A 26,860-nucleotide genomic window follows, 5' to 3' on the forward strand; every position below is an offset into this window, starting at 1 on the left:
CTACTGCAAATAGCGCTCCGCCAGCAGGCACCAGTATGCGGCAGCGGGCAAAATAATCTCGTCGTTAAAGTCGTAGCCAGGGTTATGCACCATGGGGCCCGGGCCATTGCCGACCATCAGATAGGCGCCGTTGGGGTTGGCTTCCAGCATAAAGGCGAAATCTTCGCTGCCCATTAATGCAGACGCATCGGTACAGATCTGCGACTCGTCCACCAGCTCACGCGCTACGCTGATGGCGAACTCGGTTTGCGCATCGTCATTGATCAAAACCGGACAGCCGTTGATATGCTCAACTTTTGCGACGGCATTAAAGCTTTCCGCCTGTAATCGCGCAACCTCATCAATACGCTTCAGCAGCAGCTGCCGCACCTGGGGATCGAGCGAGCGGACGCTCAGTTTCATTACGGCTTTTTCGTTGATGATATTCGGCGCTTCGCCGGAGTGAATGCTGCCCACGGTAATCACCGCCTGCGCGAAAGGCGTAACGTTGCGGGAAACAATAGTCTGTAGCGCTACGGCGATCTGACAGGCGACCAGAGTAGCGTCTACGGTTTTTTCCGGTATTGCGCCGTGTCCGCCCGTGCCGGAGACAGTAATGTGCACCGTATCGCAGGAAGCCATCATTGCCTGCTTTCTGAAATGAAAGGTGCCGACCGGCATGCCTGGCATATTGTGCAGGCCAAACAGCGCATCGCAGGGGAATTTCTCCAGCAGGCCATCCTCAAGCATGACTCTGCCGCCATACAGCAGCTCTTCCGCAGGCTGGAAAATCAGATTAAGGGTGCCGTTAAAATTACGGCGGCGCGCCAGAAACTCGGCGGCGCAGAGCAGGATAGTGGTGTGGCCGTCGTGGCCGCAGCCATGAAATTTTTCGGTATGCTGGCTGGCCCACGGCTTGCCGCTGTTTTCCGTCATTGGCAGGGCGTCTATATCGGCGCGTATTCCAAGTGTTTTGCTGCCGTTGCCGCATTTCAGCGTACCGACGACGCCGGTCTTCGCCATGCCTTGATCGACCTCATAGCCGAATTCCTTCAGCTTTTCCGCCACCAGCCGACTGGTGCGATGCTCTGCAAAACCTGTTTCCGGATGCTGATGTAAATCGCGCCGGAATATCGTCCAGTCTGCTATAGAAGGTTGAATTTCCTGAAGAATAGCATGCATCTTTCTCTCTCCCTGATCGCGAGTCCTGTAGTAATTCGTGGATCTAAAATGAGATAAACAGAGAAGCAATGCAATAAATTGTTTCTTTTTTGTGCGAAAAGGGAAGCCGCTGGCGAAAAATCCGCCTCAGAGCATGGCTTTAATTTCCAGGATGAGGGCGTAAAAAGCAGTAAATCCGGGTGAAGAATTTACTGCTGCGGTAAAGCCGAGCCGTTAGTTACGGTACAGCACTTTAATAATGTGGTAGCCGAACTGCGTATGCAGCGGGCCGTAAGGCGTGATAAGCGGGCAGGAGAACACCACTTTATCGAAAGCCGGCACCATCGCGCCCTGTTTAAACTCGCCTAAATGGCCGCCTTTTTTACCTGACGGGCAGATAGAGTGTTTTTTCGCCAGTTTTTCAAAATCGGCGCCCTGTTCCAGCTGTGCCAGAAGGTCCTGCGCCAGTTTCTCTTCCTTTACAAGGATATGGAGTGCTGCTGCGGTTTTTGCCATGATCGTACCTTGAGTCGTAGGGATGCTGCTGGCTATACTACCACGCTGTGATTTCTTTCCCTCTGTCATTTCATCGAGTAAATCCCTATGCGTCTTAATCCTGGTCAGCAACAAGCCGTCGAATTCGTCACCGGGCCCTGTCTGGTGCTGGCCGGTGCGGGCTCGGGCAAAACGCGCGTCATTACCAATAAAATTGCTCACCTGATCCGCGAATGCGGCTATCAGCCCCGGCACATCGCGGCGGTAACCTTTACTAATAAAGCCTCGCGAGAGATGAAAGAGCGTGTAGCGCAAACGCTGGGACGCAAAGAGGCACGCGGCCTGATGATTTCCACCTTCCATACGCTGGGGCTGGAAATTATCAAACGCGAATATGCTGCATTGGGCATGAAATCTAACTTCTCGCTGTTTGACGATCAGGACCAGCTGGCCCTACTAAAAGAGCTGACGGAAGAGTGGCTGGAAAACGATAAAAATCTGCTGCAGCAGCTGATCTCGACGATCTCCAACTGGAAAAACGATCTGATGGATCCTTCCCGCGCAGCGGCGTCGGCGCAATCAGAGCGCGATAAGATCTTCGCCCACTGCTACAGCTTGTACGATCGGCACCTGAAAGCTTGCAACGTGCTGGACTTCGATGATTTGATCCTGCTGCCAACGCTGCTGTTTCAGCGCAACCTGGAAGTGCGCGAGCGCTGGCAGCAGCGCATCCGCTATCTGCTGGTGGATGAATACCAGGATACCAACACCAGCCAGTACGAGCTGGTAAAACTGCTGGTTGGCGCGCGCGCGCGTTTCACCGTAGTAGGCGATGACGATCAGTCTATTTACTCGTGGCGTGGCGCAAGGCCGCAAAACCTGGTGCTATTGAAAGAAGATTTCCCGGCGCTACAGGTAATTAAGCTGGAGCAGAACTACCGCTCTTCCGAACGCATCCTGAAAGCGGCCAATATCCTGATCGCCAACAATCCGCACGTATTCGAAAAGCGCTTGTTTTCGGAGCTGGGCTACGGCGCGGAGTTAAAAGTCGTCACGGCTAACCACGAAGATCACGAAGCCGAGCGCGTAACGGGCGAGCTGATAGCGCATCACTTTATCAACAAGACGCAGTACAAGGATTACGCCATCCTCTATCGCGGTAATCACCAGTCGCGCGTCTTTGAAAAAATGCTGATGCAGAACCGTATTCCTTATCGTATCTCCGGCGGTACCTCGTTTTTCTCAAGGCCGGAGATTAAAGATCTGCTGGCCTATCTGCGCGTGCTCACTAACCCTGATGACGACAGCGCTTTTATGCGTATCGTTAACACGCCAAGGCGGGAAATCGGCCCGACCACGCTGCGTAAGCTGGGCGAATGGGCGATGCAGCGCAACAAAAGCCTGTTTACCGCCAGTTTCGATATGGGGCTTGGCCAGACGTTAACCGGACGCGGGCTGGAATCATTACAGCGCTTCACTTTCTGGCTGCGTGAGGTAGCACAGCTGGCGGAACGTGAGCCGGTAACCGCCGTGCGCGATCTGATCCGCGGTATCGATTACGAAAGCTGGCTGTTTGAAACCTCCGCCAGCCCAAAAGCTGCGGAAATGCGCATGAAAAACGTCAATACGCTGTTCCAGTGGATGACGGAAATGCTGGAAGGCAGCGATATTGATGAACCGATGACGCTAACGCAGGTGGTAACGCGTTTCACGCTGCGCGACATGATGGAACGCGGCGAAAGCGACGAAGAGGCGGATCAGGTACAGCTAATGACGCTGCACGCCTCGAAAGGGCTGGAGTTTCCTTATGTCTATCTTGTCGGCATGGAAGAAGGGCTGTTGCCACACCAAAGCAGCATTGATGAAAACAATGTAGAAGAGGAGCGGCGGCTGGCCTACGTTGGCATCACACGCGCGCAAAAGGAGCTGACTTTCACGCTATGCCGCGAGCGCCGCCAGTATGGCGAAGTGATTCGTCCGGAACCAAGCCGCTTCCTGCTGGAACTGCCGCAGGACGATCTCAACTGGGAAACGGAACGTAAAGTGGTCAGCCCGGAACAACGGATGCAAACCGGCCAGAGCCGCGTGGCGGGGCTGCGCGCGATGCTGGATAAGGCGAAAAGCGCCGGGTAAATAGCGCAGCGCAGAATACGCTGTGCTGGCTTCGGCATAAGTTCTGAACGGCCCGCGCCTGATAAAGCGCGGGCCGCTGTTTTTAGCAGCCTACGGTCAGCGACCAGTGCACATAACTCTGCCAGTGGCTTTCCTGCTCCAGCAGCTCCGCGCGCAGCGGATGTGCCTCCAGCCAGCCAGCCGGAAGAGTCAGCTTCAGGGCGTCGTCTTCGGCATGCAGGCGCACCGCAGGCAAAGTATCGTCACGGCGGCGGCTGGCGAAAATAATCGCTAACCGCAGCAGTCGGCACATCCTCTCTGCCATACGCGGCGGCACGGCGTTTTGCTGGCTGAGCAATGCCAAATCTATGCCGTTGACCTGATTTTGCAGCAGCGTCGCCAGCAGCTTTTTCTGTGCGGGAGTAAAGCCCGGCAGATCGAGATGGCGAATCAGGTAGGCAGCGTGCTGCGGTGCCTGTTTAAAATCGACGCTCAGGCCGATTTCATGGATCAGACAGGCGCTGTTCAACAGCTCGCGGCAGCGATCGTCCAGCTTCCAGTTCTGGCTGACCTGACGACTGAAGCTCTCCGCCAGCGTGCGTACGCGCTCCGCCTGATCAACATCAATAGCAAAGCGGCGCTGGATATTGTGCAGCGTGCGGCTGCGGATATCGCGATTCACCGGCAATTGCAGCATGCCGTACACCAGGCCTTCGCGCAGCGCGCCGCCAGCCAGCGTCATGCTGCTGATATTCAGCTCGGTAAAGATGGCGATAAGAATCGAGAGGCCGCTGGGAAAGACCAGCGCGCGCTCCAGCGTCAGGCCTTCGATCTCCAGCTCTTCCAGTTTGCCGCACTGAATGGCGCGCTGCTTCAGCTGCTGCAGCTTGGCAAGCGTGATGCGCTCATCCATGCCCTGCGCCATCATGATTTCCTGCAGCGCCTGAACGGTACCGGAAGCGCCGACGCAAATTTCCCAGCCCTGCTCGCGCAGTTTACCGGCTATCGGGCGGATCATCTCGCTGGCCGCCTGTTCCGCCTCGTCAAAATTCTGCTGGCCGAGATGGCGATCGCCGAAATAGCGTTCCAGCCAGGTTACGCAGCCCATCGAGAGGCTGAACAGCGCGCCCGGCTGCTCGCCGCTGCCGGTGACCAGCTCGGTGCTGCCGCCGCCGATATCCACCACCAGCCGCTTGTCGGAGCCGCCGGTAGTATGTGCCACGCCCTGATAAATCAGACAGGCTTCTTCTTCGCCGCTGATCACGTTAATGGCGCAGCCCAAAATTTGCTGCGCCTGCTGCAGAAAAGCGCCCGCGTTGGCGGCCAGCCGCAAAGTCGCGGTTGCTACCACGCGGATCTGCTCAGGTGGGATATCCTGTAACTGCTCCGAAAACAGTTTCAGGCACTGCCAGCCGCGCGTCATCGCCTCAAGAGAAAGACGGCTGTCGCTGTCCAGGCCAGCGGCCAGACGCACTTTGCGTTTGATGCGCGCAACGGTCTGGATACTACCAGCCACCTCGCGCACCACCAGCATATGAAAGCTGTTAGATCCTAAATCTATTGCAGCATAAAGCGATGAAGCGCTCGGCATGGCGATTAACCTGAACGTTTGCGGTTATTGTTACGCGGCGGGCCGCTACGGCGATTGTTCGGACCGTTGCGGCGCGGGCCGCTGGCGGAACGGCTGCGCGTCAGACGTTTCGGCGGCGGCAGATCGCTCATCAGCGCATCGCTGTTATAACGGCTGACGCTGATACTGTGGCCGATATACTCTTCGATGGCAGGCAGGTTCAGCGCGTATTCTTCACAGGCCAGGCTGATGGAATGCCCGTTGGCGCCTGCGCGGCCGGTACGACCAATACGGTGAACGTAGTCTTCGCGATCGTCAGGCAGATCATAGTTAAAGACGTGCGTAACGGCCGGAATATGCAGACCGCGCGCGGCAACATCGGTAGCGACCAGAATATCGATATCGCCTTTGGTGAAATCTTCCAGGATGCGCAGGCGTTTCTTCTGCGCTACATCGCCAGTCAGCAGGCCAACGCGATGACCGTCCGCAGCCAGATGACCCCAGATATCTTCACAGCGGTGCTTGGTGTTGGCGAAGATAATGGCGCGATCCGGCCACTCTTCTTCCAGCAGGGTTTGCAGAAGACGCATTTTTTCTTCGTTAGAAGGGTAAAAAAGTTCTTCTTTAATCCGGTGCCCGGTTTTCTGCTCCGGCTCGACTTCGACATATTCGGCGTTGTTCATATTTTCGAACGCCAGCTCGCGTACGCGGAAGGAGAGGGTAGCGGAGAAGAGCATATTCAGACGCTGGTTCGCGGCAGGCATGCGGCGGAACAGCCAGCGAATATCTTTAATAAAGCCCAGGTCGAACATCCGGTCGGCTTCATCCAGCACCACCACCTGGATAGCGCCCAGATTGACATGGTTCTGCCTGGCGTAGTCGATCAGCCTGCCGGTAGTCCCGATCAGAATATCGACGCCGCTTTCCAGCACTTTCAACTGCTTATCGTAGCCGTCGCCGCCATAAGCCAGACCAAGCTTCAGCCCGGTTGCCTGCGCAAGCGGTTCTGCATCGGTATGGATCTGCACGGCCAGCTCGCGGGTAGGTGCCAGGATCAGCGCGCGCGGCTGATTAACCTGACGGCCTTCCGGCGCGGGGTGAGAAAGAAGATGATGGAACGTTGACGTCAGAAACGCCATCGTTTTCCCGGTACCGGTTTGCGCCTGTCCCGCTACATCACGCCCGTTAAGGGTGAAAGGCAATGCCAGCGCCTGAATAGGCGTGCAGTTATGAAAGCCTTTATTTTCAAGGGCTTCGATAACCTGTGGGTGCAGGGCGAAGTCGGAAAACTTCTGTTCGGTTAAGTGTGTTTTGCTCATAGTGTGGTAGAATATCAGCTTACTATTGCTTTACGAAAGCGTATCCGGTGAAATAAAGTCAACCTAAGTTGGCAGATTTTACGCCAGGCAGCCAGGCATAATCTTTTGGAGTAAGACATGAGCAGCGATAAAATTGTCCACCTGACCGATGACAGCTTTGAAACCGACGTCCTGAAAGCAGAAGGCTTGACGCTGGTCGACTTCTGGGCGGAGTGGTGCGGTCCGTGCAAAATGATCGCCCCGATCCTCGACGAAATCGCCGAAGAGTACGACGGCAAGCTGACCATCGCAAAACTGAATATCGACGATAACCCGGGCACCGCGCCTAAATACGGTATTCGCGGCATTCCTACTTTGCTGCTGTTTAAAGACGGCGAAGTCGCGGCAACGAAAGTGGGCGCACTTTCCAAAGGCCAGCTGAAAGAGTTCCTGAACGCGAACCTGGGCTAACAGCCTTTCTGCGGCGGAAATCTCCGCCGCAGGCGCAACGGCTTATTTTTAGCTCATCGCTAGACGTTTGCCATTGGGCGTGCTAACTTACTTTTACTGCACTACGCACTTACCTGTAGTTTGAATCTTAGCTTTACTCCTTGTTGAATACTGTATTCGTCCGAGTGATACAAATATTCAGCAATCTGACGGTTAGTATCCAGAATTTCCGGCACCTTGTCCTTACCGTCTCCTTGTATCGGATCCGCGTATTCCTGCACGCGTTCCTCGGGACTCTGACAAGAAAGCCATTAACAGGCATGGATTTTTCGCCATACCATTGACGACAAACATTTCGAGATTTACCCCGAGTTTAAGAACCCACCATTATGAATCTTACCGAATTAAAAAATACGCCGGTTTCTGACCTGATTACTCTCGGCGAAAACATGGGGCTGGAAAACCTGGCGCGCATGCGCAAACAGGACATTATCTTCGCCATCCTGAAGCAACACGCGAAGAGCGGCGAAGATATCTTCGGCGACGGCGTTCTGGAGATATTGCAGGATGGATTTGGTTTCCTCCGCTCTGCAGACAGCTCCTACCTCGCCGGTCCCGACGACATCTACGTATCTCCCAGCCAAATTCGCCGCTTCAACCTTCGCACTGGTGACACCATCTCCGGCAAGATCCGTCCGCCGAAAGAAGGCGAGCGCTACTTTGCCCTGCTGAAGGTCAACGAAGTTAACTTCGACAAGCCGGAAAATGCCCGCAGCAAAATCCTGTTTGAAAACTTAACGCCGCTGCACGCTAACTCGCGTCTGCGCATGGAGCGCGGCAACGGTTCTACCGAAGATTTAACCGCGCGCGTGCTGGATCTGGCTTCGCCGATCGGTCGCGGCCAGCGTGGTCTGATCGTGGCGCCGCCGAAAGCGGGTAAAACCATGCTGCTGCAGAATATCGCGCAGAGCATCGCTTATAACCATCCTGACTGCGTGCTGATGGTGCTGCTGATTGACGAACGTCCGGAAGAAGTTACCGAGATGCAGCGTCTGGTAAAAGGCGAAGTCATCGCCTCTACCTTCGATGAACCCGCTTCCCGCCACGTGCAGGTTGCTGAAATGGTTATCGAGAAGGCCAAGCGTCTGGTTGAGCATAAAAAAGACGTTATCATCCTGCTGGACTCCATCACGCGTCTGGCTCGCGCCTATAACACCGTGGTGCCGGCTTCCGGTAAAGTCCTGACCGGTGGTGTGGACGCTAACGCCCTGCATCGTCCAAAACGCTTCTTCGGCGCCGCGCGTAACGTGGAAGAGGGCGGCAGCCTGACCATCATCGCTACCGCGCTGGTGGATACCGGCTCGAAGATGGATGAGGTTATCTACGAAGAGTTTAAAGGTACCGGCAACATGGAACTGCATCTGGCGCGTAAAATCGCCGAGAAGCGCGTATTCCCGGCTATCGACTACAACCGCTCCGGTACCCGTAAAGAAGAGCTGCTGACCAGCTCTGAAGAACTGCAGAAGATGTGGATCCTGCGCAAGATTATTCATCCAATGGGTGAAATCGACGCCATGGAATTCCTGATCAACAAGCTGGCGATGACCAAAACCAACGACGAATTCTTCGATATGATGAAACGTTCGTAAAGAGCCTGCTCTGCTGAAAAGAGAGGGTTGAGCGATCAACCCTCTCTTTTTTCGCCGTTTTTGGCGGAAACCGCAGCCAAAGGCGCAAAAACAAGAAAACTCGGGGAACGCCACGCTCAGACGTGGCGTTTTTCGTTTATGGGCTATACGATGTTGCCACTGGAAAACTCATTAAAGGTGCGGCCAGGTATAAAACCGGATAATTAGCCGGATTTTTGCCGGTGGCACAATGGACATCAGAATCTGGCGACGTTCTTGGCACAGAAATTGCTATAACATCGGGATTCTTAGCAGAGAGCTGGTTAATGTGAATTTACTCAATATGAGTACCGAGCTTGCCTTAATATTTTTGTTTTCGCTGGTGTTTCTTTTTTTCGCCCGCAAAGCGGCAGAGAAAGTTGGGCTTGTGGACAAACCCAACTACCGCAAACGTCACCAGGGCGTCATTCCTCTGGTCGGCGGCATTTCGGTATTCGCCGGGATCTGCTTTGGCTTCACCGTCACGGATTATTATATTCCCCATAGCCTGCTTTATTTAGGCTGCGCTGGCGTACTGGTGCTGGTAGGCGCGCTTGACGATCGTTTTGATATCAGCGTCAAGATACGTGCCTGCGTTCAGGCGGGTATTGCGGTAGTCATGATGAGTATGGCCAAGCTTTACCTGCTTAGCCTGGGGTTTATTTTCGGCCCCTGGGAGCTGATTGTTGGCCCTTTCGGCTATGTGCTGACGCTGTTCGCGGTCTGGGCCGCCATCAACGCCTTTAATATGGTGGACGGCATCGATGGGCTGCTCGGCGGGCTTTCCTGCGTAACCTTCCTCGCTATGGGCACTATTTTGATGGTGGATGGGCAGCAGAGCCTGGCGATGTGGTGCTTTGCCATGATTGCCGCCATCATCCCCTACATTCTGTTGAACCTGGGTGTATTTGGCCGCCGCTATAAAGTCTTTATGGGCGATGCGGGCAGCACGCTGATCGGCTTTACCATTATCTGGATCCTGCTGGAAGCGACTCAGGGACAGAGCCATCCTATTACGCCTGTTACGGCGCTGTGGCTGATCGCCATTCCGCTAATGGATATGGTCGCTATTATGTATCGCCGCCTTAGCAAAGGCATGAGCCCGTTTTCCGCCGACCGCCAGCATATTCACCACCTAATCATGCGCGCCGGTTTTACCTCCCGCCAGGCCTGCTTTCTGATCACGCTGGCGGCCGCGCTGCTGGCTGGCGTTGGTGTGCTGGGCGAATCGCTGAGCTTTGTGCCCGACTGGATGATGCTGCTGCTGTTTTTGCTGGCGTTTATGCTGTACGGCTACTGCATCAAGCGCGCATGGCGCGTGGCGCGAATGCTGAAAAGAATTAAAAGAAGGCTGCGCAAGGCCCGCTAGATGATTTCGCAATTCTTTACCCTGATGACAAGGAATATCAAGTATGACGCATCCTGAGGTTGCAGAGAACGAACTGGATATCCGCGGACTTTGCTGCGCGCTATGGCGCGGCAAATTGTGGATTATCGGCAGCGCGCTGCTTTTCGCCCTGCTGGCCTGGCTCTGTTCGCTACTGATGACGCCGAAATGGAGCACTACGGCGGTTACCGATCGTCCCACCGTCAATATGCTGGGCAACTACTACTCACAGCAGCTGTTCCTGAATAACCTGGACAGCCGCGCCAGCAGCGTGCCGATCGCAGCGCCTGCTATTGCGGATGAGGCTTATCAGGAGTTCGTTATGCAGCTGGCCTCTTACGACAGCCGTCGTGAGTTCTGGCTGCAAAGCGACTATTACAAAAAGCGCCAGAGCGGCCAGGCCCGTGATGACGCGGCGCTGCTGGATGAGCTGATCGCCAATATCCAGTATCAGCCCGGCGACGCGGCGAAAAACCTTAACGACAGCGTCAGGCTGATAGCGGAAACCGCGCCGGAAGCCAATACGCTACTGCGTCAGTACGTCGCTTTTGCCGGCGAGCGTGCTTCGCAGCACCTTAATGCCGAGCTGGCTGGCGGCTGGGCCGCGCGCGCCCAGCAGCTGAAAGCGCAGGTGCAAAGGCAGGAGGCCGTGGCGAAAGCCGTTTATGACCGCCAAATCAACAGCGTGCAGCAGGCGCTGAAAATCGCCCAGCAGCAGGGTTTTGAACAGGCGAAAACCAGCACGCCTTCAGAGCAGCTACCCGATTCCGAACTCTTTTTGCTGGGGCGTTCGCTGCTGCAGGCCAGGCTGGAGAACCTTCAGGCCAGCGGCCCGGCTTACGATCTGGACTATGATCAAAACAGAGCCATGCTGAGCACGCTTAACGCCGGACCGCAGCCGAACAGCGCTTTCCAGCCCTGGCGCTACCTGCGCACGCCGGAAGAGCCGGTGAAACGCGACAGCCCCCGTCGGCTGTTTATGATGATCCTGTGGGGCGCAGTCGGCGCGCTGGCTGGCGCGGGAACTGCTTTAGTACGTCGGCGTCGTGATTAAGCGCTGGCTACTGGTTATCTGAAAGACGAAGGAAAGAGAATAACAGTGAAAGTACTAACTGTTTTTGGCACGCGCCCGGAAGCGATAAAAATGGCTCCGCTGGTACATGCTCTTGCCCTGGATGGCGAGATAGAAGCACGTCTGTGCGTCACCGCCCAGCATCGCGAAATGCTGGATCAGGTGCTGCAGCTGTTTGCTATCGTCCCCGATTACGATTTAAACATTATGCGTCCCGGCCAGGGACTGACGGAGATCACCAGCCGTATTCTGGAAGGGCTGAAAGAGGTTTTCGCCGAATTCAGGCCGGATGTGGTGCTGGTGCACGGCGATACCACCACCACTTTTGCCGCCAGCCTGGCGGCTTTTTATCACCGCATCCCTGTCGGGCACGTAGAGGCCGGATTGCGCACTGGCGATCTCTATTCGCCGTGGCCGGAAGAGGCCAACCGTACGCTGACTGGGCATCTCGCCACCTGGCACTTCACGCCGACGGAAACGGCGCGGCAAAATTTGCTGCGTGAAAATCTGCCCGCTTCGCGTATGTTCGTGACCGGCAACACGGTTATTGATGCTCTGTTTTGGGTGCGTGACCGCGTGTTAAGCGATGAACAGCTGCGCAACAGCCTGGCGACGCGCTATCCCTTCCTGGCAGCCGATAAAAAGCTGATCCTGGTAACCGGCCACCGCCGGGAAAGCTTTGGCGGCGGTTTTGAACGCATCTGTAGCGCGCTGGCGGAAATCGCCCGCAGCCATCCGGAAACGCAGATCGTCTATCCGGTACACCTCAATCCGAATGTTAGCGAGCCGGTCAACCGCATCCTGAGCGATATCGATAACGTGGTGCTGATTGAGCCGCAGGAATATTTGCCGTTTGTCTGGCTGATGGATCGCGCCTGGCTGATCCTCACCGACTCCGGCGGCATTCAGGAAGAGGCGCCTTCGCTCGGCAAGCCGGTACTGGTGATGCGCGACACTACCGAACGCCCGGAAGCCGTGGAAGCGGGGACTGTAAGGTTAGTAGGCACCGACACACAAACCATCGTCCGCGAGGTAACGCGCCTGCTGACGGATGAAGAGGCATACCAATCCATGAGCCGCGCCCATAACCCTTACGGCGACGGCCTGGCCTGCGAGCGCATTGTGCAGGCCCTAAAAAATAATCGGATTTCTTTATGATGTTCAATACCATATCTGTTATCGGGCTGGGCTATATCGGCCTGCCTACCGCTGCGGCTTTTGCTTCCCGCCAGAAAAAAGTGATCGGCGTGGATATCAACGCGCGAGCGGTCGAAACCATCAACCGGGGCGAAATCCATATCGTCGAGCCGGATTTAGATGTCGTAGTGAAAACCGCCGTGGAGCAGGGTTATCTGCGCGCCACAACCCGGCCTGAACCTGCCGATGCCTTTCTAATCGCCGTGCCGACGCCGTTTAAAGACGACCATCAGCCCGACCTGAGCTGGGTGAAAGCGGCGGCGGAATCCCTCGCGCCCGTGCTGAAAAAAGGCGATCTGGTGATTCTGGAATCGACTTCGCCGGTCGGCGCAACGGAACAAATGGCTGAATGGCTGGCGATGGCGCGCGGCGATCTGGCTTTCCCGCAGCATGCAGGCGAACAGACCGATGTGCATATCGCCTACTGCCCGGAGCGCGTGTTGCCGGGTCAGGTGATGGTAGAGCTGATTAAAAACGACCGCGTTATCGGTGGCATGACGCCGCTGTGTTCGCAGAAAGCCAGCGATCTCTACCGCATCTTCCTGGAAGGCGAGTGTGTGGTCACTAACTCACGCACCGCCGAAATGTGCAAGCTAACGGAAAACAGCTTCCGGGACGTCAACATTGCCTTCGCCAACGAACTGTCGCTGATCTGCGCCGATCAGGGCATTAGCGTCTGGGAGCTGATCGCGCTGGCTAACCGCCATCCGCGCGTCAATATCTTACAGCCAGGCCCTGGCGTGGGCGGCCACTGCATTGCTGTCGATCCCTGGTTTATCGTGGCGCAAAATCCGGTACAGGCCCGCCTGATCCGTACCGCGCGCGAGGTCAACGACAGCAAGCCGCATTGGGTACTGGAACAGGTAAAGAAAAAACTGGCTGAATGCCTGGTCGCCAGCGACAAACGCGCCAGCGAGCTGACTATCGCCTGTTTTGGCCTGGCCTTTAAGCCCAATATCGACGACCTGCGGGAAAGCCCGGCAATGGAAGTCGCGCACATGATCGCAGACTGGCACCAGGGCGTAACGCAGCTGGTAGAGCCGAATATTCACGAGCTGCCGCAAGGCCTGCCGGAAAGAAGCGTGCTGGTCTCGCAGGAAGAGGCGCTGAACCAGGCGGACGTGCTGGTAATGCTGGTGGATCATCAGCAATTTAAAACTATTGATATCCAGAGCCTGCGTTCGCGCTGGCTGGTAGATACTAAAGGTCTCTGGCAATGAACACGCCAGCCTTGCAGGGGCGCGTCGAGCCGCTAACGTGGGAAAACGCGTTTTTTAATATCAACAGTGGCCTGCTGAGCGTCGATCTTCACGCTGCACCAGTCGATGAAGCGACGCTGCAGGGTTACGACTTAGTGCAGGCAAAAATTCTGTCGCAGCAAACGGCGGAGCTGGATGCCTTAAGCGCGCTGGGGTTTCGCTTTGTGGAAGGCGAAGCGGACTTCGTCCTGGGCATTGGCGTGGGCGGCAGGCCGGAAGGTATCCGCATCGCCCGCAAAGAGCATATCCCGGCCTTGCGCGAGGCCGCCGCCAGCGCGTTTGCTTATAGCCGCTTTCGCGCGCCCTGGTACAAAGCGCAGGATAGCGGGCGCTTTTACGCGCAGTGGGTGGAAAATGCCGTACTCGGAACATTTGACCATCAATGCCTGCTTGCGGTAAATCAGCAGGGCGAATTGCAGGGTTTCGTCTCGCTGCGCGAACTGGGCGACGGCAGCGCCAGAATCGGGCTGCTGGCGACGCTGCCGGAGGCGCAGGGGCTGGGCGTTGGTCAGCGTATGATCGAAGCCGCCATTGACTGGAGCCGCGCGCGGCGCCTGACGCGTCTGCATGTTGCCACGCAGCTGGGCAATCTGCCGGCGCTCCGACTTTATCACCGCTGCGGCGGCGTGATTGAACGCACCGCCTGGTGGCTTTACAGGTAATTTTATGATCCCGTTTAACGCCCCACCGGTAGTGGGAACCGAACTTGAGTATATGCAGTCGGCGATGGGCAGCGGCAAGCTCTGCGGCGACGGCGGCTTTACCCGGCGCTGCCAGCAGTGGATGGAAAACCGTTTCGGCAGCCGCAAGGTGCTGCTGACGCCTTCCTGCACCGCTTCGCTGGAAATGGCCGCGATCCTGATCGACATCCAGCCCGGCGACGAAGTAATCATGCCGAGCTACACCTTTGTCTCCACCGCCAACGCTTTTGTGCTGCGCGGCGCAACCATCGTTTTTGTCGATATTCGTCCCGATACGTTAAATATCGACGAAAAGCTGATTGAAGCGGCTATCACTGAAAAAACGCGCGCCATCGTGCCTGTGCACTACGCGGGCGTTGCCTGTGAAATGGATGCGATAATGGCGCTGGCGGAAAAGCATAAGCTCTACGTGATTGAGGATGCGGCCCAGGGCGTGATGTCCACTTATAAAGGCAAAGCGCTGGGGACTATCGGCCATATCGGCTGCTTCAGCTTCCATGAAACCAAAAACTACACCGCGGGCGGCGAAGGCGGCGCGACGCTAATTAACGATCCGAAGCTGGTTGAGCGCGCGGAAATCATCCGCGAGAAAGGCACCAACCGCAGCCAGTTTTTCCGTGGCCAGGTGGATAAATATACCTGGCGGGATATCGGCTCCAGCTATCTGATGGCTGATTTGCAGGCTGCTTATCTCTGGGCGCAGCTAGAGGAAGCTAAACGCATCAACGAGCGACGCCTGCGCCTGTGGCAAAACTACTATGATGCGCTACAGCCAATTGCTGCCAGCGGCCGCATTACGCTGCCGACTATTCCGGCAGACTGCGAGCACAATGCGCATATGTTTTACATCAAGCTGCGCGACAACGACGATCGCGGCGCGCTGATCAATTGGCTGAAAGAAGCGGAAATTCTGGCCGTCTTCCACTATATCCCGCTGCACTCGTCACCGGCCGGGCAGCGCTTTGGCCGCTTCCACGGCCCGGACAACCATACGCAAGCGGAAAGTGAGCGCCTGCTACGCCTGCCGCTGTTCTATAACCTCTCTGACAACAATCAGAAAACGGTTATCAATTCGCTGCTGAGCTGGTTCTGATATGTCGCTGGCTAAGGCTTCGGTGTGGACGGCAGCGTCCACGCTGGTAAAAATTGCTGCCGGTTTGCTGGTAGTAAAAATGCTGGCGATCTCGTTCGGCCCGGCAGGCGTTGGCCAGGCGGGGAACTTCCGCCAGCTTATTACCGTGCTTGGCGTGCTGGCTGGCGCAGGCATCTTTAACGGCGTCACTAAATACGTAGCGGAGTATCAACAGCAGCCCGCGCAACTGCGCGCGGTCACTGGCACCGCTTCGGCGATGGTATTAGCTTTCTCTACGCTGCTGGCCGTTATCTTTTTACTGTTCGCCGGGCCGATTAGCGTTGGCCTGTTTGGACATGACGGCTACCGGAACGTCGTGCGGATAGTGGCTTTTGTGCAAATCGGCATCGCCTGGGCGAACCTGGCGCTGGCGATAATCAAAGGCTTTCGTGATGCGATGAGCAACGCGCTGTCGCTGATCCTGGGCAGCCTGATCGGCGTGGCGGCGTGGTTTGTCTGCTACTGGCTGGGCGGCTACAGCGGCGCGCTGGTCGGTATGGCGATGGTTCCGGCGCTGGTGGTGCTACCCGCCGCGCTCTTTCTGGCAAAACGCGATCATCTGCCGCTGAGCTTTCTCAAACCGCAGTGGCACGGCGAGATTGCCCGCAGCCTGGGCAAATTTACGCTGATGGCGCTGATGACAGCCGTCACGCTGCCGGTCGCCTGGGTGATGATGCGCAACCTGCTGGCAGCGCACAATGGCTGGGAGCAGGTCGGTCTCTGGCAGGGCGTGACCAGCATTTCGGACGCTTATTTGCAGTTTATCACCGCTTCGTTCAGCGTTTACCTGCTGCCTACGCTGTCAAAGCTGAGTGATAAAAAAGCCATTTCGCGCGAGATCCTGCGCTCGTTAAGTTTTGTATTGCCTGCGGTAGCGGTGGTCAGCCTGAGCGTCTGGCTGCTGCGCGATGTGGCGATCTGGCTGCTGTTTTCCAGCAAGTTTACCGGCATGCGCGATCTCTTTATCTGGCAGCTGACCGGCGATGTATTCAAAGTGGGCGCTTACGTTTTCGGTTATCTGGTGATAGCCAAAGCCTCGCTGCGTTTTTACCTGCTGACGGAAATCAGCCAGTTTTTGCTGCTGACGCTGTTCGCCTGGTGGCTGATCCCGCTCCATGGCGCCGTCGGCGCAGCGCAGGCCTATATGGCGACCTATATCGTCTATTTCGCGCTTTGCGCGGGCGTATTTTTTCTTTATCAAAGACAAGTATGACAACATTGATTCACGTTCTTGGCTCGCCTGTTGAGCACCACAACCAGACCGTACTGCGATTTTTTAACGAAGTTATGACGCAGGCCGCGCCCGTGGATGAAAAGCGCCAGTTTTGGGTCGTAGGCAAACCTGCGGCCCCGGCTTTTCCTCTGCTGGCAATCCGCTGGTTCGCGGATAAAAAGAGTATTGCCCGCGCGGTCACGGCTCGCGCCCGCGCCGAAAGGCAAACCCGTTTCTTTTTTCACGGTCAGTTCAATGCCGCGATCTGGCTGGCGCTGCTGCTGCGTAAAATCCGGCCTGAACAGGCTTACTGGCACATCTGGGGTGCCGATCTCTACGAGCAGGCGAATGGCCTGAAGTTCCGCCTGTTTTATCAGCTGCGTCGGCTGGCGCAAAAGCGTGTCGGCCACGTCTTTGCCACGCGTGGCGATATCAATTTCTTTCATCAGCGCCATCCTGCCGTGCCCGCTTCGCTGCTCTACTTTCCAACCCGTATGGCGCAGATAGCGCTGCCTGAGACGCGGGAAAGCGCGGAGCTGACCATACTGGTGGGCAATTCGGGCGATGCCAGCAACCGCCATATTCAGGCCTTGCAGGATATTCACCGCCAGTTCGGCAGCAAGGCGCGGGTCATTGTGCCGCTGGGTTACCCGGAAAATAACGGCGCCTATATTCAGCGCGTGCGGGAAGCGGGCGAGGCGTTGTTTGCCGATAACCTCACTATCCTGAGCGAGAAGCTGGATTTCACGGCCTATCTGGCGCTGATTGCCCGCTGCGATCTGGGCTACTTTATCTTTGAGCGCCAGCAGGGCATCGGCACGCTCTGCCTGCTGATTCAGGCCAATATTCCCTTTGTGGTCAACCGTAAAAATCCTTTCTGGCAGGATCTGGCCGAACAGCAGGTGCCGGTGCTCTTTGTCGGCGACGAGCTGACGCCTGAACTGATTGCCGAAACAAAACGGCAGATGACAAAGCTGGATAAATCCGCCATCGCCTTTTTCGATCCGGCCTATGTGGCGGGTTGGCAGCAGGCGCTGGCGCAGGCAGAAGGAGCGACATCATGATGTTTACAGATTTCGCGGGCCTGCTGACCGTCTGGCTGCTGTCGCTGGGATTGATCCTCACGCTGACCTGGCGTGAGTTCCGCCGCGTGCGGTTTAATTTCAACGTTTTCTTCTCGCTGCTTTTTTTGCTGACGTTCTACTTCGGCTTCCCGCTGACCAGCATGCTGGTATTCGGCTTTAACGTCGAAGTGGTGCCCGCAGAATTCCTGTTACAGGCGATGCTCGCCGCTACAGGTTTTTACGCCATTTACTATGTCAGCTATAAAACCCGGCTCAGAGCGCCACCGCGAGGGCCAGTGCGCCAGGCCTTCACTATTAACCGCGTCGAGGCGCATTTAACGTGGGGCATCCTGGCGCTAATCGCGCTGGGCACGGTATTGGTCTTCTTCCTGCACAACGGCTTTTTGCTGTTTAAGCTGCATAGCTACAGCCAGATCTTCTCGGCGGAAGTCTCAGGCGTAGCGCTGAAGCGCTTCTTCTACTTCTTTATTCCGGCGATGCTGGTGGTCTACTTCCTGCGGCCCGGCCTGAAAAGCTGGCTGCTGTTTCTGGTCGCCACCGTGGCTTTCGGGCTGCTGACTTACGCCATTGTTGGCGGCACGCGGGCAAATATCATTATCGCCTTCGCGCTGTTTCTGTTTATCGGCATTATTCGGGGTTGGATTACGTTGTGGATGCTGGCGGCGGCTGGCGTGGCGGGCATCGTCGGCATGTTCTGGCTGGCGCTGCGCCGTTACAACCTCGACGTCAGCGGCAGCGAAGCGTTTTATACTTTTCTCTATCTGACACGGGATACCTTTTCGCCCTGGGAAAATCTGGGGCTGCTGCTGCAAAACTACGACAAAATCAAGTTTCAGGGGCTTGCGCCCATCGTCAGGGATTTCTATGTCTTTATCCCTGGCTGGCTGTGGCCCGATCGGCCTTCGCTGGTGCTCAACAGCGCCAACTACTTTACCTGGGAAGTGCTGAACAACCATTCCGGCCTGGCTATCTCGCCAACGCTGCTGGGCTCGCTGGTGATTATGGGCGGCGTCTGGTTTATTCCGCTGGGCGCGGTAGCGGTAGGCATGATTATCAAATGGTTTGACTGGCTTTACGCTAAAGGCCGCCAGGAAAGTAACCGTTATAAGGCTGCTATCCTGCAAAGTTTCTGTTTCGGCGCAGTCTTCAATATGATCGTACTCGCCAGGGAAGGACTGGATGCTTTTGCCTCGCGCGTCGTGTTCTTCTGCCTGATTTTTGCAGCGGCGGTAGTGGTCGCTAAATTGCTTTATTGGCTGTTCGACAGCGCAGGCCTGATCCGTATGCGCGCAGCCAGGCCGGTGCAACAACAAGACCTGTTGGTCAGCAACGTTAAGGATTTAACATGAACGCCGCTTTTACGCCGCCGCAGTACCTGATCCGCGGCATCAGGCTGCTGGGCTTTCGCGACATGGCCGAGTTTCTTGACTACCTCTGGCAGGAGGAAAAACTTAAAAGCGGCACCCTGATAGCTATCAATGCCGAAAAAGTGCTGACGGCCGAAAGCCAGCCGGAAATCCATCGGCTGATTGACGAAGCGGAATACAAATATGCCGACGGCATCAGTATCGTGCGATCTGTCCGCAAAAAATATCCGCAGGCGCAAGTCTCGCGTATTGCCGGAGCGGATCTTTGGGAAGGGCTGATGCAACGCGCAGGCCGCGAAGGCACGCCGGTCTTCTTGATCGGCGGCAAGCCGGGCGTTCTGGCCCAAACCGAAGAGAAGCTGAAGCGCCAATGGAATGTGAATATTGTCGGCTCGCAGGATGGCTATTTCGCACCGGAACAGCGCGAGGCGCTTTTTGCCCGCATTGCCGCCAGTGGCGCAAAGATAGTAACGGTAGCTATGGGCTCGCCGCGTCAGGAGGTGCTGATGCGCGACTGCAAGGCAATCTATCCCGATGCGCTCTATATGGGCGTAGGCGGCACTTACGATGTTTTTACGGGCAACGTAAAGCGAGCGCCGAAAATATGGCAGAGAATGGGCTTTGAATGGCTTTATCGGCTGATTACGCAGCCTTCGCGGCTGAAACGCAATTTCAGGCTGCTGAAATACGTGCGTTATCATCTGCGCGGCGATCTTTAATCAACCGTTTTTAAACGGGCTAAGGGCAAAAAAGTCATAGATAAACGTGAAAACTGCCCGTAGTTTAGACAGAACGCACAAAGCGTAAGCAAACGGAATTTTTTGTGAAAAAAGCACTGGACAGGATCGGCCTGAATCCGTAGTATGCCCATCCGCAACGGCGCTACGCGCCCGTAGCTCAGCTGGATAGAGCGCTGCCCTCCGGAGGCAGAGGTCTCAGGTTCGAATCCTGTCGGGCGCGCCATTAAGTTTGTGCGCGAGAGCTGCGGTGGTAGTATTACCGCGTTAAGTAGTAAAGCAGTATGAGTAACAGGTGTGGTGGCTATAGCTCAGTTGGTAGAGCCCTGGATTGTGATTCCAGTTGTCGTGGGTTCGAGTCCCATTAGCCACCCCAGATTTTGTATGCGAAGGTGGCGGAATTGGTAGACGCGCTAGCTTCAGGTGTTAGTGTTCTTACGGACGTGAGGGTTCAAGTCCCTCTCTTCGCACCACAAAATCTTTAGCAGTACGCAGTTTTCGGCGAGTAGCGCAGCTTGGTAGCGCAACTGGTTTGGGACCAGTGGGTCGGAGGTTCGAATCCTCTCTCGCCGACCATTTTCTAAAAACCTTGCTGAGGCGGGGTTTTCGCTTAAAAAGCTATTTTTTAGGCAGCAGTACCGGCAGTATCCGGCGAGTAGCGCAGCTTGGTAGCGCAACTGGTTTGGGACCAGTGGGTCGGAGGTTCGAATCCTCTCTCGCCGACCATTTTCTAAAAACCTTGCTGAGGCGGGGTTTTCGCTTAAAAAGCTATTTTTTAGGCAGCAGTACCGGCAGTATCCGGCGAGTAGCGCAGCTTGGTAGCGCAACTGGTTTGGGACCAGTGGGTCGGAGGTTCGAATCCTCTCTCGCCGACCATATACAGAAAAGGCCAGCTTTCGAGCTGGCCTTTTTGCGTTTGTAGCCTGCCTTAGCGTTAAGCCTCTTCGTATAAACGCAACGTCATCAGCCCGTATCCCATGGTTGCGCCCGCTCTTACCGCTGCGGCAATGGTAACAAGTTCAGCAATCTCTTCTGCTGTCGCCCCGGCTTTTTTGGCCGCTCTGGTATGAACATCAAGGCAGTAAGGACATTGGGTAGTTAGCGCGACGGCCAGAGAAATAAACTCGCGGGTTTTGGGAGGAATGATGCCATTAGTTCGTTTCGCTGCCTTGTCGAAGGTTATAAAGGCTTCTCCCTCTTCTTTTGCTAATGCCAGAAGCCTGGGCGCAATTAAGAAATCGTTAGCGGTTTGATATTCACTCATTATTAACATCCTTATTTGTTGGCGTATCAGCGTCTGTAGATCGTATAAAATTTTCCGGGTAGGATTAGACTAATATCCGTTAGCGGTGAGCATATGACGAACAAGTTTTCGGGCGCGATGAAGACGACTTTTTACCGCCCTGGTGGTAATAGCTAATTTTGTCGCTACTTCGGGCGTCGTGAGTTCATCTACGTCTCTCAGGATCAGAACAGTACGATAATTTTCCGGCAGCGCCGCAATGGCAAAGGCAAGATCCTTTTGTAATTCAACATGCTTTTGCAATGTATTAGCATTACTGGATCCCACTTCGTTAAAAAATAAGGTGGACTGCCGTTTTCTGAACAGGCGATGACAACTCCTTTCAACAATACGGAACAGCCAGCTGGTGAAGGCTGCGGCGGTTTTTAACGTACCTATCTTCCGATAAAGTTGCCATAAAGCCATTTGGGCCGCGTCATCGGCATCCGCTTTGTTTGCGCAGGTACGCTGTGCAAACCTTTTTATATCTGGCTGGCAAATAGCTAAAAGCTGGGATATCGCAGCCGCATCGCCAGCACAGGCGGCAGCGATAAGCTGTTCAGAAGGAGCTTTCATCTACTTCTCCTTAAGTAAGCGCAGGCCGGGCAACAACCAATAATTGCCGGGCCCGCCAAAACGACCGCCGCTAAATAAAAAGATTCGCGGCCAGCCTGCTGTAGCATCCAGGGCGAAGGCAATCAGCGCTATACAGACTCCAGAAATTGTGCGAGCCGCGCGCGCCACGCCCGATAAATGACATCTCAGATAAAACATGCTTAATCCTTTTAAAGAAGCTCATTACATAGAGTCCGGGCTGCTGTAAAAGGATTCATTGAATTTAAATTTTTATGCTTAAGTGACATGAAGCGCGATTCTGCATGGCCGATCCTCGCTGCACTTTGGAGTGTCACCATAAGACGACATTCAGATACCTGTTATTAAAGAAATTTACTGAGCTATACGTAAGCTGTCGTCAGTAAGCGACGGCTATAACGGAGGGTGTTGTCTGGATACGACAAAATTAGACGCAACAAAAGAGAAGGGCATCAGGTTAACCGATTGAATTATTGAACGAAATGAATTTATAAATCTGAAAACAAAAACCTGGCACGCAATCTGCTATAATACCGTTGTAGATGCTCATTCCACCTCTTATGTTCGCGCAAGCTTCATAAACCCGGGAATGATGCAGAGCCCTTAGGATACCTGTTGTCCATTTGCCGCTATCGCCGTCAGGCCTTAACGGAGTTCAGGACACCACGTTGAGTCAGGTATCAGCCGATTGTCTTTCGGCCTGTTTTTTATACCCGCCAAACCGGCGGGTATTTTTTTATCTGGCATCAGGCAAAAAAAAGCCGGGCAGGGCGCCCGGCTTGAGGTTGATGACCAACTCATTGTCGCGTTTAAAACGGTGACAGAGCAGCAGAGGCAGATAGGAACATGGACACGCCGTGAAATCGTCCCTGATGGCTCGGTTGGCGCGTCCCTGCGCCAAACGGTCCATTTATCCGCTCAGCCTCTGCCGCTATCAAGCTGCTGTGTGGCTGTAAAAGAGTCAGTCCTGATGAAGGGTTCAGGTTTGTCAGCAGTCTGAAGCCGGGCAGAGCGCCCGGCTTTGTTAATGCCCTTTCAGTCAGGGATTGTTTTTCAGCGTCAGCAGTAGGCCGTCACGGCGCATCTGCGCCGCTTCTTCCGGCAGGTTCTGGCGATCCAGCGTATCGGCCAGCCAGGCGTAGTCGAAGGCGTCGGGACGTTGCTTTAGCGCCTCGCGGAAAGCCTGGCTTGCCAGTTCCCACTCGCCATGCTTCATCAGCAGCTGACCCAGCGTGCTGTGCAGCAGCGGCGTAGCGCCATGCTGTTTGATCTGCTGGCGCAGCGCTTTCTCCAGCTGCTCCGGATTGCCGGTTTTCAGGCGCGGCATCAGCAGCACCAGCCGCTCGTCATAGCCGCGTTTCAAACCTTCCAGCACTATGCTCTGCGCGGTATCGTGATCGTCGCAGACGATTAGGTGATCCGCCATCGCTACCTGAAGCGCCGTCTGCTGCCGCGTTTTACGGCTTTGATCATGCCACCAGCGCTTCAGCCCCTCGCTGCCCCGATCGGCCATTGCCTGATTCATCAGGCCAAGCCACGCCTGCTGTTGCAATGCCAGACGATGAGTCTCATCGGCAACCTGCGCTTTTTCCATCGCTGGCAGAATATCCAGCAGCGCACTCCAGGCACCGGTTCGCACATAGGCCTGCTCGGCCAGGCGCAGCACTTCCGGATGGCGGGGCGCGACTTCCAGCAGGCGATCCACGCCGTTACGGGCGGCATGATCTTCATTACGCGCCAGCTGAAGGCGCACGCGGGTAATTTCAACCGGCAGCTGATCGTTACCAGCCAGTTCGGCGGCGCGTTCCAGATGCTGGCTGGCGCGAGCCTCATCGTTGCGCTGCTGGGCCGCTTCCGCCGCCAGCAGATAGTTAACCATCGGCTGCTCGGCATGATCCGCATTGCGCGACAGCAATTTCTCAACCTGGCGATGATCGCCTTCCGCCATTTTGATCAGCGCGGCGTTGGTCTGTTTACGCGCGCGGTTGCGTTTGCGGCCTTTAAACCAGCCGCGGGTTCTGGCACCTGTACGGAACAGGCGACGCAGGATCCATTCGACAAACAGGATCACCAGCAGCGACAGGATCAATATGATCGCCAGCCCGGTGACGCTGGTTTCAATATTCCAGTTATCAGTCTGGATCAGCACATAGCCCTGATGGCCTGCCAGCATCGGGCCCAACACGATGCCTGCCATCAGCAAAACAAAAATAATCAGTACCTTAAGCATGCTTACTCTCCCTGCTGCGGTTGGGCACCGGGCTGAGCCAGCAGGTTACGCACGCGCGTTTGCATCAGCTTGTCCAGCATTGGCTGGCTCTGCAGCGCATCCGGCACGTCCATTGAGACGCTCTGCTGGCTCAGTTCGTCCAGCTGGCTGAGGAAGGCTTTGGTCGCCGCATCGTCGGTATCGAACCAGGCGCGAACCCAGGCGGAAACCGTATCAATGGACTGCTTGTAGATCTGATCCTGATGGCGCGGCACGGCCTGGGCGGCAATCAGCAGGCGCGAGCGGATATTCTCTCGCAGATAAACATCCTGATTAGGGGCCAGCAATGGTTCCGCGGTGGTGTCACGGCGGCGGATGGTAATAAAGTCATCCATAAAGTTATGCCAGCTTTTCACCAGGTTTTGCCGCCACTCGCGCAGCGAGGAGGAGAGTTCGCCGCTGTCGGCGTCCATTGGCGCGTCGTCGCTGTCGTTATCGGCCAGGCGCAGATTATCGACGCCGTTGGAAAGCTGGTTAAGCTTGAGGATGATACCGTCGTAGTCCACCTGGCTGATGGCGGAAAGCGAGCTGATATCCTGCGTAAGCGCGCGGCGCGCGTCGATCAGGCTTGGATCGTTCATATCGGCCAGGCTGGCGTCTGCGCTTTTCAGCAGCGCGGCGGCGGTGGTGACATCCTGATCGCTCCACAGCTTGCGTCCTGCCAGCTTCACCAGATAATCCGCCTGTGCCAGCAGCCAGGTATGCGCATCGTTACCGGAGATAGACGCCACTTTTTCTTTCAGCTCATCCAGCTGTTTGCTCATGGCTGCCTGCTGAGCGCGGGCCTTATCCAGCTCGCTACCCTGCGCAGCCAGCTGACGCACCAGATTTTGCTTTTCGCCGGCGGCATCCTGCTGCAATCCGGCCAGCTGATCGGTCAGCGCCTGAGTGGCCGCTGCCTGCTGCTGAGCCTGCGTACGCGCGTGGAAATAGAGGCCAGCGCCGGAGGCCAGCGCGATAGCTATCGCCAGCACGGCCAGCGCCGTAGCGCCGTTACGCGGTTTACGCTCGGGCGCTTGCTTCGTCGCTAAGGTCTCTTCCTCTGGGGTGGTTGTTTCAACCATGGCAGAGGACTCTTTTTGTTCCGTCATTGTGGCACATCCCATCTTTAAGTTTATAGTAACGCACGCAGCAAGGCGTCGTTATCGGCACCCTCGGCGACCCTGATGTTGCGCCAGCCCAGTTCTGCGGCACGGGTAGCCAGGCGTTCACTGACGACAAGCAGCCGACAGTGCAGAAGCCATTCCTCGCGATCGATCGCCGGGAACAGCGCATAAAGCTGCTGTAGCATCTCACCGCTGGTAACAACCAGCGTATCGACCTCACGGTCGCGCCAGCGACGGCCCTCAATAGCGCCCTGATAAATCTTCGCACAGCGTTGATAGCATTCAACAAACTGTACATCAGCGCCGCGCTGTTGCAAGGTTTCCGCCAGCAATTCGCGTCCGCCGTTGCCGCGCAGGATCAGCGCGCGCTTGCCCGCCACCTGCTGTAAAGCAGGAAGCTGGATTAATACTTCGCTGGTTTCGCGCTCGTGCGGCCAGACGACATCCAGCCCGCTGACGGTATGCAGCGCCAGCGCGGTAGTGCGGCCTATAGCATAGTAGTGCAGTTCGGCAGGCCATGCCGTGCCCGCGCGAACCAGCGCAGGCTGGGCATAATGAATAGCGTGCTGCGAAAGGATAAAAACCAGATCGCCTTCATTTAACGCTGCCAGCCTCATTGGCAAGCCATCCAGCTCTGTACCCGGCGTAAACTCGATCAGCGGCATAGACCAGGCGACCCGACCGGCGGCGCGTAAACGACTAACCAGATCTTCCGCCGCGGGCGACGGACGGGTCACCAGAATGGTCATTTAGGCGGATTTCCCTGATATACCTCCGCCAGGATTTCACGCGCGCCGTTGTTCAGCAGCTCTTCCGCCAGCGAAATCCCCATTTTCTCTGCATCTTCGCGCGGCCCACGGCGTTCGCCCCGGATCATCGCGCTGCCGTCTGGCGAGCCTACCAGGCCGCGCAGCCACAGCTCATCTTCTTCCAGCACCGCATAGCTGCCGATTGGCACCTGGCAGCCGCCTTCCAGCCGGGTATTCATCGCGCGTTCCGCTTTGACGCGTATCGCCGTCTCTTCATGATTCAGGGCGGCAAGCAGCGTAATAGTTTGTTCATCGTCAAGGCGGCATTCGATACCGACCGCGCCCTGGCCTACCGCAGGCAAAGACTCTTCGGCAGGCATCGCATGGCGAATGCGATCGCCTAAGCCCAGGCGTTTTAGCCCGGCTACGGCAAGAATGATGGCATCGTATTCACCTGCATCCAGCTTGCTCAGGCGCGTGCCTACGTTGCCGCGTAGCGAGCGGATAATCAGATCCGGACGGCGGGCGCTTAGCTGGCACTGGCGGCGCAGGCTGCTGGTGCCGACCACGGCGCCCTGTGGCAGTGCATCGACGGAGTCATACTGAGGAGAAACAAAAGCGTCCAGCGGATCTTCTCGCTCGCAGATTGTCACCAGCCCCAGCCCCTCGGGAAACTCTACCGGCACATCCTTCATGGAGTGGACGGCGATATCGGCGCGGCCATCCAGCAGCGCCTGCTCCAGCTCTTTTACGAACAGGCCTTTGCCGCCGACCTTAGCCAGCGGCGTATCTAAAATAATGTCGCCCCTGGTGACCATAGGCACCAGCTCGACGCTCAGGCCCGGATGGCAGGCCATCAGGCGCTGCTGCACATAGTGCGCCTGCCATAGCGCAAGCGGACTCTGACGGGTAGCTATTCTTAAAATTTTGTCTGACATGCGGGTTACCGTTTTTATCGTTCACTGATTATCCTATCAT

General features: G+C 56.1%; 25 protein-coding genes and 6 tRNA genes. 21 read left to right on the forward strand and 10 right to left on the reverse strand.

The genetic code is table 11. The features are described 5' to 3' along the window. Positions 1-1,161, reverse strand: coding sequence for a M20 aminoacylase family protein (locus tag ACETPC_RS21285; RefSeq protein ID WP_380184467.1), 1,161 nt, complete (start codon positions 1,159-1,161; stop codon positions 1-3). Positions 1,162-1,374: 213 nt separating this feature from the next. Continuing rightward, positions 1,375-1,656: a peptidylprolyl isomerase PpiC gene (gene ppiC, locus ACETPC_RS21290; protein ID WP_125290737.1), complete on the reverse strand. Its 282-nt coding sequence runs from the start codon at positions 1,654-1,656 to the stop codon at positions 1,375-1,377. A gap of 87 nt (positions 1,657-1,743) precedes the next feature. On the opposite strand from ppiC, the gene rep reads away from it, so the two are divergent. After that, the gene (rep, locus tag ACETPC_RS21295) at positions 1,744-3,768 is read left to right on the forward strand and encodes a DNA helicase Rep (protein ID WP_380184468.1); all 2,025 of its coding nucleotides are present in this window, start codon (positions 1,744-1,746) and stop codon (positions 3,766-3,768) included. An 82-nt stretch (positions 3,769-3,850) separates the two neighbouring features. Here the strand turns inward: rep and gppA are convergent, their stop codons facing one another. Next, positions 3,851-5,338: a guanosine-5'-triphosphate,3'-diphosphate diphosphatase gene (gene gppA / locus ACETPC_RS21300; RefSeq protein ID WP_380184469.1), complete on the reverse strand. Its 1,488-nt coding sequence runs from the start codon at positions 5,336-5,338 to the stop codon at positions 3,851-3,853. A gap of 5 nt (positions 5,339-5,343) precedes the next feature. Further along, complete coding sequence (gene rhlB / locus ACETPC_RS21305; RefSeq protein ID WP_380184470.1) at positions 5,344-6,636, reverse strand: ATP-dependent RNA helicase RhlB; 1,293 nt, start codon at positions 6,634-6,636, stop codon at positions 5,344-5,346. Between the two features lie 117 nt (positions 6,637-6,753). On the opposite strand from rhlB, the gene trxA reads away from it, so the two are divergent. The 19 genes from trxA (at position 6,754) to ACETPC_RS21400 (ending at position 20,758) form a co-directional block, all read left to right on the forward strand. Then, entirely contained in the window at positions 6,754-7,086 is a 333-nt protein-coding gene (trxA, locus tag ACETPC_RS21310; protein WP_380184471.1) for a thioredoxin TrxA, read from the forward strand. Between the two features lie 368 nt (positions 7,087-7,454). Next, complete coding sequence (gene rho, locus ACETPC_RS21315) at positions 7,455-8,714, forward strand: transcription termination factor Rho (protein WP_380184472.1); 1,260 nt, start codon at positions 7,455-7,457, stop codon at positions 8,712-8,714. Positions 8,715-8,741: 27 nt separating this feature from the next. Next, positions 8,742-8,921 (forward strand): hypothetical protein, encoded by a 180-nt coding sequence (locus ACETPC_RS21320; protein ID WP_380184473.1) that lies wholly within the window; start codon positions 8,742-8,744, stop codon positions 8,919-8,921. A 100-nt stretch (positions 8,922-9,021) separates the two neighbouring features. Continuing rightward, entirely contained in the window at positions 9,022-10,101 is a 1,080-nt protein-coding gene (gene wecA, locus ACETPC_RS21325; protein ID WP_380184474.1) for a UDP-N-acetylglucosamine--undecaprenyl-phosphate N-acetylglucosaminephosphotransferase, read from the forward strand. A gap of 43 nt (positions 10,102-10,144) precedes the next feature. Beyond that, the gene (gene wzzE / locus ACETPC_RS21330) at positions 10,145-11,173 is read left to right on the forward strand and encodes an ECA polysaccharide chain length modulation protein (RefSeq protein ID WP_380184475.1); all 1,029 of its coding nucleotides are present in this window, start codon (positions 10,145-10,147) and stop codon (positions 11,171-11,173) included. Between the two features lie 45 nt (positions 11,174-11,218). Further along, positions 11,219-12,349 (forward strand): non-hydrolyzing UDP-N-acetylglucosamine 2-epimerase, encoded by a 1,131-nt coding sequence (wecB, locus tag ACETPC_RS21335; protein WP_380184476.1) that lies wholly within the window; start codon positions 11,219-11,221, stop codon positions 12,347-12,349. Then, positions 12,346-13,608 (forward strand): UDP-N-acetyl-D-mannosamine dehydrogenase, encoded by a 1,263-nt coding sequence (gene wecC, locus ACETPC_RS21340; protein ID WP_380184477.1) that lies wholly within the window; start codon positions 12,346-12,348, stop codon positions 13,606-13,608. The genes wecB and wecC overlap by 4 nt, the downstream gene beginning before the upstream one ends. Then, a complete protein-coding gene (rffC, locus tag ACETPC_RS21345; protein WP_380184478.1) occupies positions 13,605-14,309 on the forward strand; it encodes a dTDP-4-amino-4,6-dideoxy-D-galactose acyltransferase in 705 nt (234 codons plus the stop codon). Before wecC ends, rffC begins: the two co-directional genes overlap by 4 nt. A 4-nt stretch (positions 14,310-14,313) precedes the next feature. Further along, positions 14,314-15,441 (forward strand): dTDP-4-amino-4,6-dideoxygalactose transaminase, encoded by a 1,128-nt coding sequence (gene rffA, locus ACETPC_RS21350; protein WP_380184479.1) that lies wholly within the window; start codon positions 14,314-14,316, stop codon positions 15,439-15,441. A gap of 1 nt (position 15,442) precedes the next feature. Beyond that, positions 15,443-16,693 carry a lipid III flippase WzxE gene (gene wzxE, locus ACETPC_RS21355; protein WP_380184480.1) on the forward strand — a complete coding sequence of 417 codons (1,251 nt, stop codon included), beginning with the start codon at positions 15,443-15,445 and terminating at the stop codon, positions 16,691-16,693. Continuing rightward, the gene (locus ACETPC_RS21360) at positions 16,690-17,757 is read left to right on the forward strand and encodes a TDP-N-acetylfucosamine:lipid II N-acetylfucosaminyltransferase (protein WP_380184481.1); all 1,068 of its coding nucleotides are present in this window, start codon (positions 16,690-16,692) and stop codon (positions 17,755-17,757) included. The genes wzxE and ACETPC_RS21360 overlap by 4 nt, the downstream gene beginning before the upstream one ends. Beyond that, positions 17,754-19,127, forward strand: coding sequence for an ECA oligosaccharide polymerase (gene wzyE / locus ACETPC_RS21365; protein ID WP_380184482.1), 1,374 nt, complete (start codon positions 17,754-17,756; stop codon positions 19,125-19,127). Before ACETPC_RS21360 ends, wzyE begins: the two co-directional genes overlap by 4 nt. Further along, positions 19,124-19,864, forward strand: coding sequence for a lipopolysaccharide N-acetylmannosaminouronosyltransferase (gene wecG / locus ACETPC_RS21370; RefSeq protein WP_380184483.1), 741 nt, complete (start codon positions 19,124-19,126; stop codon positions 19,862-19,864). Before wzyE ends, wecG begins: the two co-directional genes overlap by 4 nt. 167 nt (positions 19,865-20,031) lie before the next feature. Continuing rightward, positions 20,032-20,108 (forward strand) — tRNA-Arg (locus ACETPC_RS21375). A gap of 74 nt (positions 20,109-20,182) precedes the next feature. After that, positions 20,183-20,258, forward strand: a tRNA-His gene (locus ACETPC_RS21380). Between the two features lie 10 nt (positions 20,259-20,268). Beyond that, a tRNA-Leu gene (locus tag ACETPC_RS21385) sits at positions 20,269-20,355 on the forward strand. 26 nt (positions 20,356-20,381) lie between these two features. Further along, a tRNA-Pro gene (locus ACETPC_RS21390) sits at positions 20,382-20,458 on the forward strand. A 73-nt stretch (positions 20,459-20,531) separates the two neighbouring features. Then, positions 20,532-20,608 (forward strand) — tRNA-Pro (locus ACETPC_RS21395). A 73-nt stretch (positions 20,609-20,681) separates the two neighbouring features. Next, a tRNA-Pro gene (locus ACETPC_RS21400) sits at positions 20,682-20,758 on the forward strand. Between the two features lie 58 nt (positions 20,759-20,816). Here ACETPC_RS21400 and ACETPC_RS21405 read toward each other — a convergent pair. Together ACETPC_RS21405 and ACETPC_RS21410 are read right to left on the reverse strand one after the other, a co-directional pair. Next, a complete protein-coding gene (locus ACETPC_RS21405) occupies positions 20,817-21,146 on the reverse strand; it encodes a carboxymuconolactone decarboxylase family protein (protein WP_380184484.1) in 330 nt (109 codons plus the stop codon). Positions 21,147-21,215: 69 nt separating this feature from the next. Beyond that, complete coding sequence (locus ACETPC_RS21410) at positions 21,216-21,740, reverse strand: RNA polymerase sigma factor (RefSeq protein ID WP_380184485.1); 525 nt, start codon at positions 21,738-21,740, stop codon at positions 21,216-21,218. Positions 21,741-22,446: 706 nt separating this feature from the next. Here ACETPC_RS21410 and ACETPC_RS21415 point away from each other — a divergent pair. Further along, the gene (locus ACETPC_RS21415) at positions 22,447-22,758 is read left to right on the forward strand and encodes a hypothetical protein (protein WP_380184486.1); all 312 of its coding nucleotides are present in this window, start codon (positions 22,447-22,449) and stop codon (positions 22,756-22,758) included. A gap of 39 nt (positions 22,759-22,797) precedes the next feature. Here ACETPC_RS21415 and hemY read toward each other — a convergent pair whose 3' ends face one another. Genes hemY through hemC form a run of 4 tightly spaced genes read right to left on the reverse strand, consistent with a single transcriptional unit; the run spans position 22,798 to position 26,820 of the window. Next, complete coding sequence (gene hemY / locus ACETPC_RS21420) at positions 22,798-23,988, reverse strand: protoheme IX biogenesis protein HemY (RefSeq protein ID WP_380184487.1); 1,191 nt, start codon at positions 23,986-23,988, stop codon at positions 22,798-22,800. Positions 23,989-23,990: 2 nt separating this feature from the next. Continuing rightward, a complete protein-coding gene (gene hemX / locus ACETPC_RS21425) occupies positions 23,991-25,118 on the reverse strand; it encodes a uroporphyrinogen-III C-methyltransferase (RefSeq protein ID WP_380184488.1) in 1,128 nt (375 codons plus the stop codon). 23 nt (positions 25,119-25,141) lie between these two features. Continuing rightward, the gene (gene hemD / locus ACETPC_RS21430) at positions 25,142-25,882 is read right to left on the reverse strand and encodes a uroporphyrinogen-III synthase (RefSeq protein ID WP_380184489.1); all 741 of its coding nucleotides are present in this window, start codon (positions 25,880-25,882) and stop codon (positions 25,142-25,144) included. Further along, positions 25,879-26,820: a hydroxymethylbilane synthase gene (gene hemC, locus ACETPC_RS21435; RefSeq protein ID WP_380184490.1), complete on the reverse strand. Its 942-nt coding sequence runs from the start codon at positions 26,818-26,820 to the stop codon at positions 25,879-25,881. Before hemC ends, hemD begins: the two co-directional genes overlap by 4 nt. Between the last annotated feature and the right edge of the window lie 40 nt (positions 26,821-26,860).

Source organism: Pantoea sp. sgz302252, from assembly GCF_042610525.1.
In the GTDB taxonomy this organism is placed as follows: Bacteria; Pseudomonadota; Gammaproteobacteria; order Enterobacterales; family Enterobacteriaceae; genus Erwinia.

What these genes read in the sequence shown, in the direction of transcription:
- wzyE (WP_380184482.1), top strand. Translation starts at nt 17,754, where the DNA reads ATGATGTTTACAGATTTCGCGGGCCTGCTGACCGTCTGGCTGCTGTCG.
- wzxE (WP_380184480.1), top strand. Translation starts at nt 15,443, where the DNA reads ATGTCGCTGGCTAAGGCTTCGGTGTGGACGGCAGCGTCCACGCTGGTA.
- hemX (WP_380184488.1), bottom strand. Translation starts at nt 25,118, where the DNA reads ATGACGGAACAAAAAGAGTCCTCTGCCATGGTTGAAACAACCACCCCA.
- rep (WP_380184468.1), top strand. Translation starts at nt 1,744, where the DNA reads ATGCGTCTTAATCCTGGTCAGCAACAAGCCGTCGAATTCGTCACCGGG.
- ppiC (WP_125290737.1), bottom strand. Translation starts at nt 1,656, where the DNA reads ATGGCAAAAACCGCAGCAGCACTCCATATCCTTGTAAAGGAAGAGAAA.
- wzzE (WP_380184475.1), top strand. Translation starts at nt 10,145, where the DNA reads ATGACGCATCCTGAGGTTGCAGAGAACGAACTGGATATCCGCGGACTT.
- rho (WP_380184472.1), top strand. Translation starts at nt 7,455, where the DNA reads ATGAATCTTACCGAATTAAAAAATACGCCGGTTTCTGACCTGATTACT.
- ACETPC_RS21285 (WP_380184467.1), bottom strand. Translation starts at nt 1,161, where the DNA reads ATGCATGCTATTCTTCAGGAAATTCAACCTTCTATAGCAGACTGGACG.
- ACETPC_RS21360 (WP_380184481.1), top strand. Translation starts at nt 16,690, where the DNA reads ATGACAACATTGATTCACGTTCTTGGCTCGCCTGTTGAGCACCACAAC.
- hemC (WP_380184490.1), bottom strand. Translation starts at nt 26,820, where the DNA reads ATGTCAGACAAAATTTTAAGAATAGCTACCCGTCAGAGTCCGCTTGCG.
- hemY (WP_380184487.1), bottom strand. Translation starts at nt 23,988, where the DNA reads ATGCTTAAGGTACTGATTATTTTTGTTTTGCTGATGGCAGGCATCGTG.
- ACETPC_RS21410 (WP_380184485.1), bottom strand. Translation starts at nt 21,740, where the DNA reads ATGAAAGCTCCTTCTGAACAGCTTATCGCTGCCGCCTGTGCTGGCGAT.
- gppA (WP_380184469.1), bottom strand. Translation starts at nt 5,338, where the DNA reads ATGCCGAGCGCTTCATCGCTTTATGCTGCAATAGATTTAGGATCTAAC.
- hemD (WP_380184489.1), bottom strand. Translation starts at nt 25,882, where the DNA reads ATGACCATTCTGGTGACCCGTCCGTCGCCCGCGGCGGAAGATCTGGTT.
- wecC (WP_380184477.1), top strand. Translation starts at nt 12,346, where the DNA reads ATGATGTTCAATACCATATCTGTTATCGGGCTGGGCTATATCGGCCTG.
- rffA (WP_380184479.1), top strand. Translation starts at nt 14,314, where the DNA reads ATGATCCCGTTTAACGCCCCACCGGTAGTGGGAACCGAACTTGAGTAT.
- rhlB (WP_380184470.1), bottom strand. Translation starts at nt 6,636, where the DNA reads ATGAGCAAAACACACTTAACCGAACAGAAGTTTTCCGACTTCGCCCTG.
- trxA (WP_380184471.1), top strand. Translation starts at nt 6,754, where the DNA reads ATGAGCAGCGATAAAATTGTCCACCTGACCGATGACAGCTTTGAAACC.
- wecG (WP_380184483.1), top strand. Translation starts at nt 19,124, where the DNA reads ATGAACGCCGCTTTTACGCCGCCGCAGTACCTGATCCGCGGCATCAGG.
- ACETPC_RS21405 (WP_380184484.1), bottom strand. Translation starts at nt 21,146, where the DNA reads ATGAGTGAATATCAAACCGCTAACGATTTCTTAATTGCGCCCAGGCTT.
- rffC (WP_380184478.1), top strand. Translation starts at nt 13,605, where the DNA reads ATGAACACGCCAGCCTTGCAGGGGCGCGTCGAGCCGCTAACGTGGGAA.